At 62.4% G+C, this 14299-nt stretch carries 12 protein-coding genes; 2 read left to right on the forward strand and 10 right to left on the reverse strand.

From position 1 onward, the window contains the following. Positions 1 to 7: 7 nt before the first annotated feature. From gspF to M1E04_RS11305, 3 genes are all read right to left on the reverse strand, one after another. Entirely contained in the window at positions 8 to 1210 is a 1203-nt protein-coding gene (gspF, locus tag M1E04_RS11295; protein ID WP_192130437.1) for a type II secretion system inner membrane protein GspF, read from the reverse strand. A gap of 2 nt (positions 1211 to 1212) precedes the next feature. Then, positions 1213 to 2931 (reverse strand): type II secretion system ATPase GspE, encoded by a 1719-nt coding sequence (gene gspE, locus M1E04_RS11300; protein ID WP_065989098.1) that lies wholly within the window; start codon positions 2929 to 2931, stop codon positions 1213 to 1215. A 109-nt stretch (positions 2932 to 3040) separates the two neighbouring features. Continuing rightward, a complete protein-coding gene (locus M1E04_RS11305; protein ID WP_065989026.1) occupies positions 3041 to 3268 on the reverse strand; it encodes a hypothetical protein in 228 nt (75 codons plus the stop codon). Between the two features lie 470 nt (positions 3269 to 3738). Between M1E04_RS11305 and M1E04_RS11310 the strand changes: the two genes are divergently transcribed. Continuing rightward, entirely contained in the window at positions 3739 to 6480 is a 2742-nt protein-coding gene (locus M1E04_RS11310; RefSeq protein ID WP_065989028.1) for a beta-glucosidase, read from the forward strand. A 144-nt stretch (positions 6481 to 6624) separates the two neighbouring features. Here the strand turns inward: M1E04_RS11310 and M1E04_RS11315 are convergent, their stop codons facing one another. Further along, complete coding sequence (locus tag M1E04_RS11315; protein ID WP_296308254.1) at positions 6625 to 7251, reverse strand: TetR/AcrR family transcriptional regulator; 627 nt, start codon at positions 7249 to 7251, stop codon at positions 6625 to 6627. Positions 7252 to 7540: 289 nt separating this feature from the next. On the opposite strand from M1E04_RS11315, the gene M1E04_RS11320 reads away from it, so the two are divergent. Continuing rightward, complete coding sequence (locus M1E04_RS11320; RefSeq protein WP_192130441.1) at positions 7541 to 7762, forward strand: hypothetical protein; 222 nt, start codon at positions 7541 to 7543, stop codon at positions 7760 to 7762. A gap of 47 nt (positions 7763 to 7809) precedes the next feature. On the opposite strand, the gene M1E04_RS11325 is transcribed toward M1E04_RS11320, so the two are convergent. From M1E04_RS11325 to M1E04_RS11350, 6 genes are all read right to left on the reverse strand, one after another. Then, positions 7810 to 7950: a DUF2256 domain-containing protein gene (locus M1E04_RS11325; protein ID WP_065989039.1), complete on the reverse strand. Its 141-nt coding sequence runs from the start codon at positions 7948 to 7950 to the stop codon at positions 7810 to 7812. Further along, the gene (locus M1E04_RS11330) at positions 7947 to 9485 is read right to left on the reverse strand and encodes a cryptochrome/photolyase family protein (RefSeq protein WP_456292997.1); all 1539 of its coding nucleotides are present in this window, start codon (positions 9483 to 9485) and stop codon (positions 7947 to 7949) included. Before M1E04_RS11330 ends, M1E04_RS11325 begins: the two co-directional genes overlap by 4 nt. A 186-nt stretch (positions 9486 to 9671) precedes the next feature. Then, positions 9672 to 9977, reverse strand: coding sequence for a protealysin inhibitor emfourin (locus M1E04_RS11335; RefSeq protein WP_456292998.1), 306 nt, complete (start codon positions 9975 to 9977; stop codon positions 9672 to 9674). Positions 9978 to 10002: 25 nt separating this feature from the next. Further along, on the reverse strand, positions 10003 to 11067 hold the full coding sequence (locus tag M1E04_RS11340; RefSeq protein ID WP_456292999.1) for a M4 family metallopeptidase: 1065 nt from the start codon (positions 11065 to 11067) through the stop codon (positions 10003 to 10005). 1034 nt (positions 11068 to 12101) lie between these two features. Continuing rightward, positions 12102 to 12848, reverse strand: coding sequence for a response regulator transcription factor (locus M1E04_RS11345; RefSeq protein ID WP_065990278.1), 747 nt, complete (start codon positions 12846 to 12848; stop codon positions 12102 to 12104). Then, positions 12833 to 14131: a GAF domain-containing sensor histidine kinase gene (locus tag M1E04_RS11350; protein WP_456293000.1), complete on the reverse strand. Its 1299-nt coding sequence runs from the start codon at positions 14129 to 14131 to the stop codon at positions 12833 to 12835. The genes M1E04_RS11345 and M1E04_RS11350 overlap by 16 nt, the downstream gene beginning before the upstream one ends. Between the last annotated feature and the right edge of the window lie 168 nt (positions 14132 to 14299).

Below are 14299 nucleotides of genomic sequence, written 5' to 3' on the forward strand. Positions count from 1 at the left end.
TATTTCCTCAAATGTTACTGGTAAGGCTCATCAGCGGCAGCATGATGGCGAGCATGATCACCGCCACCATCACCGCCATGACAACGGTCAGGCTCGGCACCAGCGCCGCGAGCAGACGGTCGATGCCGCGCTTGGCTTCGACGTCGAACACGTCGGCAACCTTGAGCAGCATGCCGTCGAGGTTGCCGGCCTGTTCACCGACTTCAATCATCTGCAGGGCCAGTTCCGGCAGCAGCGGTTGCTCGCCGAATGCCTGGGCCAGCGTGCCGCCACCCTTGACCCACTCGGTGGCCTGCTCGACCTGGGCGCGCAAGGCGTAGTTGCCGCACACCTGACGGACGATGGTCATCGCCTGCAACAGCGCGACGCCGTTGCTCAGCAGCGTGCCGAGGGTGCGCGCCAGACGCGCGGCTTCGATCCGCTGCAACAGCGGGCCGATGACTTTTATAAACAGCAGGCGTCGGTCATGACGCTGGCGCCTTTGCGGATCGCGGCGCAGCACGGCAACGGTCCAGATCAGGCCGACGATCGCACCGAGCAGCAGCAACCCGTAAGCGCTGAGGAATTCCCCCAGCCACAGGATCGCCTGGGTTATGAAGGGAATCGGCACGCCCAAGTCACGAAAGATCGGCACGAACTGCGGCACCACGTAGGCCAGCAGCAGGGCCAGCGAACCGAGCACGCCGACCACCAGAAAGATCGGGTAGATCAGCGCATTGATGACTTCGCCGCGCAGCATCTGGCTGCGCTCCAGGTACTCGCTGAGTTGACGCAGGGTGTTTTCCAGAGAGCCGCCGGCTTCACCTGCGCGGACCATGCTGATGTACAGGCTGGAAAACTGGCCGTGCTCTTCTTCCAGCGCCTGGCTCAAGGGTTTACCGGCCTTGACCTGTTCGCGAATGCGTTCGAGCAGCGCTTGACGCTTGGGCTCGTGGGTTTGCTTGAGGAGGATGGTCAGGGCGCGTTCCAGCGGCTGGCCGGCGCCGAGCAGGGTCGCCAGTTGCTGAGTGAAACTCACCAGCGCCGCGCCGTTCATGGCGCCCCGGCGCATGGCCGCACGCAGGCCGCTATTGGTACTGGCCTCAAGGCTGAGCAGCAACAGCCCGCGCTTGTGCAGGACGGCTGTTGCCGCGGTCTGATCGGCGGCTTCGAGGGTGCCGTGTTGGGCGACGCCGTCGGCATCCAGGGCGCGGTATTTGAAATGGGCCATGGTCAGTCGCCACGCGTAACGCGCAGCACCTCTTCAAGGGAGGTCACGCCGGCCACCGCCTGGCGCAGGCCTTCTTCATACAGGGTGCGCAGGCCACCACGGCGGGCCGCCTGTTCCAGGGTCGAGGCATCGGCCTGACGCATCAGCAGGCCGCGCAGTTCTTCGTTCATCACCAGCAATTCGGTAATGGCGCTGCGGCCGTGGTAACCGCCGCCGGGCAATTCGCTGGCGGGGCGATACAGGGTGATGGGACGCTGATCGGTGAAGCGGTCCAGGCCGTGCTCGGCGACCAGTTCCGGCGGTGCTTCGAAGGCGATGCGCGTGAGCGGATCGAGCCTGCGCACCAGCCGCTGGGCCAGAATGCCTTTCACGGTGGAGGCGATCAGGTAGCTTTCGACGCCCATGTCCAGCAGCCGCGTGATACTCGCCGCCGCACTGTTGGTGTGCAGGGTCGAGAGCACCAGGTGACCGGTCAGGGACGACTGGATGGCGATGCGGCAGGTTTCCAGGTCACGCATCTCGCCGATCATGATCACGTCCGGGTCTTGCCGGACGATGGAGCGCAGGGCGCCGGCGAAGTCCAGGCCGATGGCCGGCTTGACCTGAATCTGGTTGATGCCCTCGAGCTGATACTCGACCGGGTCTTCCACGGTGATGATCTTGCGCTCGGCCGTGTTGAGCCGTGACAGCGCGGTGTACAGCGTGGTGGTCTTGCCGGAACCGGTGGGGCCGGTGACCAGCAGGATGCCGTGGGGGTTTTCCAGCACGTCGAGGAAGTTCTGCAGGCGCTCGCCGTCCATGCCCAGGCTGGGGAAGTCGAAGCTGACGGTCTGCCGATCCAGCAGACGCATCACCACCGACTCGCCGAAACTGGTGGGCACCGTGCTCACCCGCAAATCCAGCTCTTTACCCTGGATGCGCAGCATGATGCGGCCGTCCTGGGGAAGGCGCCGCTCGGCAATGTCCAGCCGCGCCATGATCTTCAGTCGCGAAATAATGGCAGCTGAAGAACTGGAGGGCGGTGCTTCCGCTTCGTGGAGGACGCCGTCGATGCGGTAGCGCACTTTCAACTGGCTCTCGAAGGGCTCGATATGAATGTCGGAAGCGCGTTGCTCGACGGCCCGCTGCAGGATCAGGTTGACCAGCCGAATCACCGGCGCCTCGGACGCGAGGTCCTTGAGGTGCTCGATGTCTTCTTTGGCGCCGTCGTGTTCGTCGAGGGTTTCGATCAGCGAGCCCATGGCCGAACGGCCCTGGCCGTAATAACGCTCGATCAGCCCGTCGACCTCGCTGCCAGCGCCGACAGACACGTACACCGGCGCCTGGCAGGCGTAGGCCACGGCGTCCAGCCCATAGGCATTGCCCGGGTTGGCGGCCAGCACGTGCACGCCATCGGCGTGGGCGCCGATGGGCAGCAGGCGATAGTGGCGCAGAAAGCGTTCGCTCAACTCTGGCAACGGCTCGCCGGACAGCGTCACGTTTTCCGCCAGCAGCAGCGGCGCCTGCAGCGTTGAGGCCCACGCCTTGGCCAAGTCCAGTTCGGACACCAGCCCCAAGCGGGTCAGCAATTCGGTCAGCGAACTGCCTTCCGATTCCTGGGCCAGTCGCTGTGCCCGTTCCAGATCACCTGTCTTGAGCCCGGCATTGGCCAACAGCCAGGCACACAGCGCTTCGGCCGAGTGCGCGGTGAGTTGCTGGCTATTGATAGGGGACAGAGGAATGGACACAGCACCGGTTCAAATAAGAGAGGCCTCTGACGAGACCTCGGGGGGATCAATTACATAACGTGCATAACAGTATGCTGCTTAACAGCAACTGAACGGCAGTGCGTTAGTTTGTCGCAGATGAAGTGTTAGCGGACGGACGGCCACGCTTGTTTTCATCAGCCTGATTCTGTTTGGTGGCTTTTTTCACGGCTTTTGCATCTTGCGTCTGGGTCATGACGGTAGAATCTGCTGCGCCGGAGATAGTTTCCTGAGTGTCGGAATCAGCGGCCATAGTTGCAGTTGCGAACGACAGGGTCAGTGCGGCGATGGCGCCCAGTACTGGCAGTTTCATGTGTTGTTTCTCCAATGTTTGTCATGTGTTTGAAATGATCGAAACGCTGGCTCGCAGCGCAGGTTCATCACTCGCTCGGGGAGCGAACCCCAGTATTTACGGGGTTTCAGGGGGTGAGCGGTGAAAATTGCTAAACCTACAGACCTGTAGGTTTAGCAAGAGTTCAGGTGATGTATCAAAAAATGTCGAGTTTGTTCGAGATTGATTATTTTGTTTGACATCAATTGAAAACAATTGCCTTAATTTAAACGTCTCGGGCAATGCTCGTGCAGTTGGGTGGCTCATCGCCATTAACATAAGTTACAGAAGATCATATTGCCCTTACTCATCGTCCTGTTATAACGCCACTTTCCATTCGCCGATGTTCTTTCGAGAAATATCGGTATAGGCAGCGTATTGCCTGAAAACAAAGGCTTGTGGCGTGTCAACTGCGACAAATGAGCGCGGGTGGTACTTGGAGAGCGTCCCCTATGCGAAACCGTAAAACTTTCGGTGCCCACTCGGCACTGGCTTTGTTGAGTCTGGCCATCTGCCACGCCAACGCAGCCGACACCACCACCCAAGAGCAACTCGCTGCCAAGGAACTGCGCGCGGACAAAGCCGCAGAAAAAACCCTGGCGAAGATGACTCAGGAAGAAAAGCTGGCCTACATCGGCGGCATCGGCGGCTGGGACGTCAAACCGCTCAGCCAGTACGGCGTTCCACAGATCCACGGCGCTGACGGCGGCGCAGGCATCCGTTACACCAGCGAAGGCAACGATCCGGGCGTGGTTTATCCGTCCGGCCCGAACCTGGCGTCCACCTTCAACCCGCGCCGCGCCATCGATTTCGGCCGCGCCCTGGGCTACGACACCGCCAGCGGCGGCTACCAGTTCGTCACCGGCCCGGGCATGAACCTGTACCGCATGCCGTGGAGCGGCCGTGCCTTCGAATACCTCTCCGGTGAAGACCCGTTCCTCGGCGCCAGCCTGGGTCCTGCGGTGATCAACGGTATCCAGCAGCGTCGCGTCTGGGCGGAAGCCAAGCACTACGCCGGTAACGACCAGGAAACCAACCGTTTCATCCTGAATCAGGTCATGCCTGAGCGCGTCCTGCGCGAGATGACCCTGCCGCCGTTCGAATCCGCCACCAAGAACAGCACCGTGGCGATGATGATGTGCTCGTTCCAGAAAGTGAACGGCGAGTACGCATGCGAGAACAAGCACCTGATCGCCGACATCCTGAAAAAGGAATGGGGCTTCAAGGGTCTGGTACAGAGTGACTACAACGCCGTCGTCCACGGTCTGCCAGCGGCACAAGCCGGCACCGACCTGGACATGATGGGCGGCCAGATGAACAGCAAGGTGCTCAAGCCTTACCTGGACAGTGGCGAGCTGGACATGGCGACCATCGACGACAAGGTCCGCCGCATCCTGAAGAACATCTACCTGTACCAGTTCGACAAGTTCGCACCGCTGACCACGCACAACATGAACAGCGCTACCAGCAACAAGGTCGCCCTGAACATCGCTCGCGAAGGTATCGTGCTGCTGAAAAACCAGGGCGACGTGCTGCCGCTGGACAAGAACAAGGTCAAGCGCATCGCCGTCGTTGGCGACCTGGCCAAGTACGCGCCGCCGACCGGTTTCGGCAGTGCTCACGTTGACGCCACCCGTTACATCAGCGAGCTGAGCGGTCTGCGCCAGATCGCACCGGGTGCTCAGGTGGAGTTCCTCGACAGCCTGTCCCTTGACCCGACAGCGATGCACTGGACCACTACCGACAGCAAAGGCAACAGCGTTGCGGGCATGAAGACCGAGTACTTCAACAACGCCACCTGGTCCGGCGATCCTTCGGCCACCCAGATCGACACCTACGTCAACCTGGACTGGTCCACCGACAGCGTGCCGAGCAACGGCGACACCGCCAACACCTCGATTCGCTGGAGCGGTCAGGTCACCCCGACCATCAGCGGCGACCAGGTCTTCAAAATCCGTGCCGACGGCGCTGTGCGTCTGTGGGTCAACGGCGAGAAGGTCATCGACAACGGCGACGGTGAGAACATCACCAACAAGAGCATTCCGCCGACCATCCCTGTTTCCGGCAAGATCAAGCTGGAAGCCGGCAAGGCCTACGACGTGAAGCTTGAGTACTCGCGCCGTGACGGCTACCTGTCGACCATGGGCGGCCTGGTGGGCGTGCAGATGTCGACCGCTTCGCTGACCGCACCTTCCGACCTGTCGCAATACGACGCGGTCGTGGTTGCCGTCGGTAACAGCGCTGAATACGAAGGTGAAGGTTTCGACCACAGCTTCGATCTGCCTGAATACCAGAACGAACTGATCCAGAACATCGCCAAGGCCAACCCGAACACCGTGGTGACCATGCACGGCGGTACCGCGCTGAAAATGAGCGACTGGATCGACCAGGTTCCGGCTGCGTTGCACGCGTTCTACCCAGGTCAGAACGGTGGTCAGGCCCTGGCCGAGATCCTGTTCGGCAAGGTCAACCCGTCGGGCAAGCTGCCGATCAGTATCGAGCGCAACATCGAAGACAATCCGCTGTATAAGGATTTCCCGGCCTTCGATAACACACGCACCAAGGTCAAGGAAATCACCTACGCCCACGACCTGACCATGCTCGGCTATCGTGGCTACGACAAGACCAACACCAAACCGCTGTTCGCGTTCGGTCACGGCCTGTCGTACACCCAGTTCACCTACAACAACATCTCGGTCACCCCGGGCGTCGCAGTGGGCAACACGCCAATCAAGGTCTCGTTCGACCTGACCAACAGCGGCAAGCGTGCCGGTTCCGAAGTCGCCGAGCTGTACGTCGGCCAGCAGAACCCGACCGTCGAGCGCGCCGTCAAAGAGCTGAAAGGCTACAAGAAGGTCTTCCTGCAGCCGGGCGAAACCCGTCACGTCACCATCGAACTCAACGATCGTTCGCTGGCGTACTTCGACGAGGCAAGCAAGCAGTGGGTGATCGATGCCGACACCTTCAACATCAGCCTAGGCGCGGCCTCGGACGACATCCGTCTGAACGCCAAGCTGGTCAACTCGTTCCGCCAGGAACTGTCGACCACCACCAGCAACCCGCTGCCACGTTCGGCGCTGAACTCGGTCAAAGTGACCCTGCCAGCGGTGAAGACCGGCGGTGTGCTTGATCAGGCCGAAGGCACCGACGCAGCCGATGGCAACAGCGACTACGACGGCAACACCGAGTACTGAGTGATCACAACGGGAAAGGGCTGAAACACTGGCCGGTGTCGGGATCTGATCCCGGTGCTGGCTGAGGCCTGAACCCGCGTGGCAACTTGAGCTCGAGTGACAGAGAGTGAGGCGATCCGGCCAGCCCGGATCGCCTCATTTTTTTTAGGCGCGGATAGCGCGCTCGACCTGGGCCATGTAACTGTCGAAACGCTGCACCAGATCCACTTTGTCCGGGAAGCGCAGCCACTGCAGCTGCAACCCGTCCATCATCGCCAGTATCTGGTGGATGAGCGCATCCAGGTCCACATCCCCACGCACCTCGCCGGTGGCCACCAGATGGTCGAGCCGTGCCCGCATGCGCCCGTGAATCGTCACGTAGCGAGACTGAAACCACTCCCACCCCGGATGACTCTCCACCAGGCTTTCGGCATTGAGCATGCTGAACGCGCGAATCACGCCGGGCGCCGTCGCGCTGGAACGGTTGATCTGCCGCAGGCCGCTGACGAAGCCCTGCAGCGTCGGCTCGCTGTGCAGGCTGCTGATCACCTTGTGGTTGACCTCGTCGCGGCGCGCGAGCACGCCCATCAGCAAGGCGACCTTGTTCGGAAAGTGGTGCAGCACGCCCGCCACCGAGATGCCGGCGATGTCGGCGATGCGGGCAATGGAGGAACCGGTGTAGCCCTCCAGTGAAAACAGTTGCAGCGCGGCGTCGAGAAGTTCTTCGCGGCGCTTTTCACCCTTGGGTGCGCGACGGGTGCGGGGGAGTGTGTCTGACGTATTTCCTGTCATCGGGTTTACCTGGCGTCTCCATGATTTGCAGGTGTCTGGGCGATTCAGCAGGCCTTTCCCGTCGCCGGATTGCGAGGCGCAAAAGGCAAAACGGGCGCGGCACGTCGTCGCGGCGGCTGAAACGGCACGCTCTGTTTAAGGGCGCGACCGGATTTTGGCAAGCGAAAACTGATATTCAGGACTGTCGGCGAGCGCGCACCACCGTTCGGGTGAGGCCCTTCCAGAAAGTGGGAACTCCCGTCGCGCGTGCCTCTCCTTTGAAGTAACTGACCCACAAGGAGGATCCACTGTGAACGAACAAGCCAATCCCGGAATCGCCTATCTGATCGAATGTGCCCAGGAGACGACGATCGATTCGCGGCTGTTTGCCATTTACGAAGCCCTGGCCGAAGCGGGCGGGCTCGTTCCCCAGGAATACTTGATCAAGGTGGCACGCGAGACCACGGCCGGCCCCAAGCAGCAATTGTTGATCAGGCTGATCGGCCGAGCCAGTCGCGCACAGGTCCACTGATCAGGCGGGGCACCCCGTGTGGGCCCACTGACGCCGATTGAACCCTTTCACGACTCGGAGCGCTTGCCCCGCCGGCAGCGCTCCGAGCAGTAACGCACCTCATCCCAGCAGCGCGCCCATTTTTTCCGCCAGGTGAACGGCAGTCCGCAGACCACGCAGGTTTTCACGGGCAGCTCGCTCTTCTTCAAATCGCCTCTCCGGCGTCGAGTTTGCCCAGCAGCGACTCGCCCCTTTGCCACAGCGCGTCCTGCTTCGCCTCAGTCATCCGATCAAGATTTTTGTAGACCATGCCCATGCGTTGATTGGCACGCAGCAGGTTGCTGTGGCGCATCACGAAATGCCAGTACAGCGAATTGAACGGGCAAGCGTCTTCCGTGGTGCTTTCCTTGACCTTGTAGGCGCAGGTGCCGCAGTAGTCGGACATGCGCTTGATGTACTGGCCGCTGGCGCAATAGGGCTTTGAACCGAGGTAGCCGCCATCGGCGTGCATGACCATGCCGAGGGTGTTGGGCAGCTCCACCCATTCAAAGGCGTCCATGTAGATCGCCAGGTACCACTCGCAGATTTGCGTCGGCGCGATGCCGGCCAGCAAGGCGAAGTTGCCCGTGACCATCAACCGCTGAATGTGATGGGCGTAGGCGTGTTCAAGACTCTGGCCGATGGCCTGGCTCATGCAGTTCATTTTGGTCTGGCCGGTCCAGTAGAACTCTGGCAGCGCGCGGGTGTTGCCGAATGCGTTGCCCTCGGCGTAGTCCGGCATCTTCAGCCAGTAGACGCCGCGCACGTATTCCCGCCAGCCGATCAGTTGGCGGATGAACCCCTCGGCGGCGTTCAGCGCGACGCCGCCCGACCAGTACGCCGACTCCACGTCGCTGCACAGCTGGCGCAGGTCGAGCAAGCCGATGTTCAGCGCCGCGCTGATGCGCGCGTGGAAGAGGAAGGGCTCGTCGATGGCCATGGCGTCCTGATAGTCGCCAAACGCCGCCAGCCCGTAATCGAGGAAGTACTGCCACAGGGCTTGGGCGTCGGCGTGGGTTACCGGGTAGTCGAAATTGTCCAGCGAGCCGTAGTGGCCGGAGAACCGTTCACCCACCAGTTCCAGCACGTCGCGGGTGATGGCGTCCGGGGCGAAACGCGCGGGATAGGGCGCGGCGACCTTCTTCGGCAGCGCCTTGCGGTTTTCGGCGTCGAAGTTCCAGGCACCGCCCACCGGCGTGCCGTCGCTGTTGAGCAGCAGCCGCTGCTTGCGGCGCATTTCGCGGTAGAAGAACTCCATGCGCAGCTGAACCTTGCCGCTGGCCCATTGGGCGAACGCTTCGCGTGAGCACAGAAAGCGCGTGTCGCTGTGCCAGACCAGCGGCAGGCCGCATGCTCTGACCGAGTGCTCCAGACGCCAGTCACCGCACTCGGTGACGTGGACTTCCTCGGCCTGCAACGACGCGTGCCAGCGCTGCAATTCGGTCGGCACGGAGCCTGTGTTCAGCGCATCGTCCAGCGTCACGTACTGGACGATGATGCCGCGCTCCTGCAGCGCCTGGGCGAAATGGCGCATGGCGCTGAAGATCAGGGCGATTTTCTGCGGGTGATGGGGGACATGGGTGGCTTCTTCCATGACCTCGACCATCAGCACGGCATCGCGTGCGGGGTCCAGTTCGTCGAGGGAAGCCAGGTCGAACGACAACTGGTCGCCGAGGACCAGACACAGACGGCGGACAGGCATCATGGGCAGGTCTCGGGTGACAAGGACGGTTTGCCGGGCATCGGCTTTGCCTGGGTGTGAGCGGCAGGGGGCGAGTGAAGGTCGGGCAAGGGATTCCTGAATGGCGGCAAGTGATGGCAGGGAAGGGAGTGAAGCGCCGAGCAGAGCGTTCTGCCCGGCGCGCAGTCAGGGGTCCAGGCGGTCAGGGGGCTATCCGGACACGTGGCGCCTGACGCACTGCATCAGGCCTTGCAACGGACCGGACTCCACCGGCGCGGGGACGCAGACCGTGCGCTCCCGGTCGCCTTCGCTGATGGTCAGCGTGTAATGCTGCATGCCGCGCAACGCACGGGCCGGGCGCCAACCTTCCGGCAACGCGAAGAACTCGGACGCGTCGACCAACTGCCGCAGCTCTCGCTGATCGGGTTCGGGCAGGGCGTCCACTTCGATGGTGTTGGGCTTGTTCAGCCCGGGAAAAAAGGCGACCCCGCCGCTTTCGCTGAATGAGATACGCATGTGGGTGGTTCCTCGTCATGGCGGATCATTGCGCGTTAATGCCCACAGCCGCCCAGCCTTCTTGTACCGCGATTTGGGCCGCTTCGCCTACACCGTACAGCCGGCCGGCAACGTCATGGGTGATCCGCGCAAACCGCACGAAGCCGGCATTGGGGCGCAGACGTGAATCGCGCAGCGCGTCATACCAGATGCGCCCGGCCTTTTCCCAGGCATGACCGCCGATGCGCGTAGCCACTTGATAGAACGCGTGGTTGGGAATGCCCGAGTTGATGTGCACGCCACCGTTGTCGTCGTAGGTGTGGACGAAGTCGTCCATGTGGCCGGGTTGCGGGTCCTTGCCCAGCACGGCGTCATCGAAGGCGGTGCCGGGGGCTTTCATCGAGCGCAGGGCGCTGCCGGTGATCTGGTCGGTGAACAGCCCTTCACCGATCAGCCAGCTGGCTTGTTTGGCGGTTTGTTTCAGGGCGTACTGCTTGATCAGCGAGCCGAATACGTCAGACATGGACTCGTTCAGCGCGCCGGCCTGGTTGAAGTAGACGAGCCCGGCTTCGTCTTCGGCGACGCCGTGGGCCAGTTCGTGGCCGATCACGTCGAGGGCGATGGTGAAGCGGTTGAACAGTGACTGATCGCCGTCGCCGAAGACCATCTGGGCGGAGTTCCAGAAGGCGTTGTTGTAGCCTTTGCCGAAGTGCACGGTGGCGTCGAGGGCCATGCCGGCATCGTCGATGGAGTTGCGGTCGAACACGTCGAAGAAGAAGTCGAAGGTGGCGCCGAGGCCGTCGTAGGCTTCGTCGACGGCAATGTCGCCGCTGGTGGGTTGGCCTTCGCCGCGTACGAGGGTGCCGGGCAGGGTTTCGCCGCCGTCGGCGGTGTAGATCGAACGGCGTTTGCCGGTGAGGGGGGCTGCGGCCAGGTGCACGAGGCGTCGGTCGGGTTGTGCGCTGAGGCGCAGGGAGCGAAAGGTGTTGTCTTTGGCCCGCGTGCGCAGGGCCGCTTCGCGCTGGGCTTTGTTGCCGTTGCGGGCTATCTGGTCGAGCAGGTAGGGCGGGATGAGGCAAAGAATGGGGTTACGCGTGTGGTTCCTGCACATGGGCAATGCTCCTGAGTGACATCGTTCAGTTGAGCGAGGCGTCGCGGTCTCGCTTTAATCGACAAGCCAGGGGGATCGTGCGTTCCCCAACGTCAAAGGCGTCTGCCTGGGGGCAGACTGTTTCGCCTTCGGCGAGTTACTTGGAAAAGCACCCCAAGTAACCAAGGGTGCTTGCTCCTGGTTTGGCCCTTCCTTCGTCAGGGTTCCTTCACTTCGGTCTCGCTCCGTGGGCCCGCTGCCATCCGCCATCCATGGCGGGGGGCAGCTCTCGCCGCATCCATGCGGCTCGGCCCACTCCACGAGACCTGCGTTCAGCCTGCACCCAAGTCGCGATTGGCGGTGACTGGACTTTTTGCGTATGAAGATCAAAGGCGCCTCTAAAGCAGATCAAAAGCTTCCCGGCTAAAGCCGGTCCTACAGTCGGCGCCCATCCCTCTGGGTGTATGCGATTGCTTAGTAGGACCGGCTTTAGCCGGGAAGAGGCCAGCTCAGGCGCCGACATGATCGTTCCCACGCTCCGCGTGGTAACGCAGCCCAGGACGCTCCGCGTCCCGAAGACGACGCTCATTCAGGCCGGGGGAGGTGACGCGGAGCGTCACAGGATGCATTCCCACGCGGAGCATGGGAACGATCACGCGAGAGCACGCGGTCCAATCGTAGGACCGGCTTCAGCCGGGAAGCCTTTGATCTGCTTTTGATCTTCTCCGCGGTAGTTCAAGCACCGCAAAACGCGACTTTGGTGCAGGCTGAACGGAGGTCTCGTGGAGTGGGTCGAGCCGCATGGATGCGGCGAGAGCGCCGTCAGGACATGGATGTCCGTTCGGCGCGGGCCCACGGAGCGAGACCGGAGTGAAGGAACCCTGACGAAGGAAGGGCCCAACCGAGAGCAAGCACCCTTGGTTACTTGGGGTGCTTTTCCAAGTAACTCGCCGAAGGCGAAACAGTCTGCCCCCAGGCAGACGCCCTTGATCTTCTCTCAGCCGCACCGCGCACTCCGGGGACAGATTAATTTACGGTGAAGCGCTGTAAATAAATCAGTCCCCTCCAAACCGATGCCGCGCCGGGTTCTTCAGCCACAGTTGCAGTTCGGCCTCGGCCTGTTCCAGCGCGGTGCGGTTGAGCAGGCGGCGGAGCAGGGCGACGTTGACGGCGCGGGCGCGGAGGTTGAAGGCGGTGCTGCGCTCACCCGCCGCATCGGGCTGATAGACGCCGAGCTTTTCGTACAGCTGCTGCAGCCGGTTCTGCACGCTGCGCAGCGACAGGTTGCGGCGGGTGGCGATGGTGCGGTCGGTCAGGCCGAGGGCGATGTCTTGCAGCACCTCGTATTCGCCATCACTCAGCCCGGACAACTGATCGTGGGCCTTGAGCTGCACGCCGCGAATCTCGCGGTCGATCACGCACTGCTGCTCGATGAACAATCCCCGCAACGCCAGACGCAAGCGTTCTTCCGAAGCGGTCTTGAGGATGTAACCGTAGGCCGCCCCCTGGGGCACGATTCGGGCGATCCCGCGCACGTAGGCCTCGTCGGAGTAATTCGACCAGAACAGAATCGACGTGTCCGGCTGCTGCCGCCAAATGGTCTTGGCCGCTTCGACGCCGGTGCGGCAGGGCATCTGCAGGTCCATCACCACCGCGTCCACCGGGCTCTGACTAAACATTTGCTCGCCGATCCGGCCGTCTTCGGCCTCCAGCAAGCGCGTGCATTCCGGCAGGGCCACTTCGATCACTTCGCGCAGGAACGCCCGGTGCACCGGGTCGTCTTCAATCAGCAGGACTTGCATGGCGTCTCCGTTAAAAACGCAGGCGCGCAAACAGCTGCCGCCTCATCAACGATGGCGAGATTAGCCAGCGGCAGGCACACCCTTACCCGGGTGCCTCGCCCGTCGGGCCCGCGTTCGATAAACAACTGCGCCGCCATCAGTTGCGCGCGCACCTGCATGTTCTGAATGCCGCCGCTGTTGAAACCATTGCCCACGTCCAACCCAAGGCCGTCATCGTCAATCGTCAGTTGCAACAGACCGCCTGTGTGGCTGATGTGGATGACGATACTGTCCGGCATCGCGTGCCTGATCGCGTTGTTCACCGCTTCCTGAATGATGCGGAACACCGCGACTTTCACCGACTCGGGCAGGCGGTCGCCCATGCCGTCGGTGCTGTCCTTCAGGCGCGTTTCGATGCTCAGGCCGCTGTCGCGCACGCTGCGCCGCAACAGGTCTTCAACGCCTTCTTCAAAGCCGAACAGCTGCAGCACCGTCGGCTTGACCGCATCAATGAGCTGTCGCAGCTCCTGCATGCTGTCCTTGAGGGCCCGGGCAATCCCGCGCAAGTCCTCGCCCGGCACGCTGGGCAGGGTCTGCAGGCGGGCGATGCGCCGGTGCAGTCGGGTCATGTCGGCGAGGGTCTGGTCATGCAAGTCCATGCCCACCCGCTGCCGTTCGCGCTCCAGCTCCTCGGTCAGACGCAGCGCGCCCTGGCGCAGACCTTCCTCCCGCGCACGCACTTGGGCTTCGGCAATTGCCAGTTGCTTGGCCTGTTCGGTCTGGCGCAGGGCGTACACGTAGGAGGCCAGGAGATCGGCGACGTGCTGGGTGTGGCGCACGTCGTCCAGGGTGTAGAAATGCTCGGTGTGTTTCGAGCAGCTCAGCGCGCCGATGATTTCGCCCCGCGCGCGCAGAGGCACGTGCAAGCGGCTGCGCAAGCGGGCGTCGAAAATCGGGTGGTTGACGGCGCCGGGGAAGGCGAAGCGTGCGTCGCTCATGGCGTCGTGGGTCAACAGAAACGCCTGCTCGCCCAACAGCACGGCGCGGATCGGGCTGGTGTGCACCGGCATCGGCTGGGCGACATCGCCCCATAGCGTGTGCACGCCGCTTTCATAGGTGATGTGCTCGCGGCCGTTGAGCACGAACAGGCACACGTCGAGGTGGTCGTGGGGCAGAATCGGGCTGATTTCCCGGGAGACGGCGTCGATCATCGACTGGAAATCCAGCTGGCCGGCGAGGGCGCGGGAAATACCGAGAAAATGATGCAGTACGTCTTCGGCCAGGGTGTGCGGTCGCTGTGCCATGGGCTCCAACCTGTTTTTATTGTCTGGATAGAACACTTTTTGTAAACGAACAGGGATGCAGTCCGGGCATTATGGCCCCTGTGCAGCAAAAAGAACGCTGGATCCTGCAGGTCGCTTGCGGGATCCCGCATCAGGTCTGCACGATTGACCACTGACGCTCTTCACCGG

This window comes from Pseudomonas sp. AK106, from assembly GCF_053903055.1.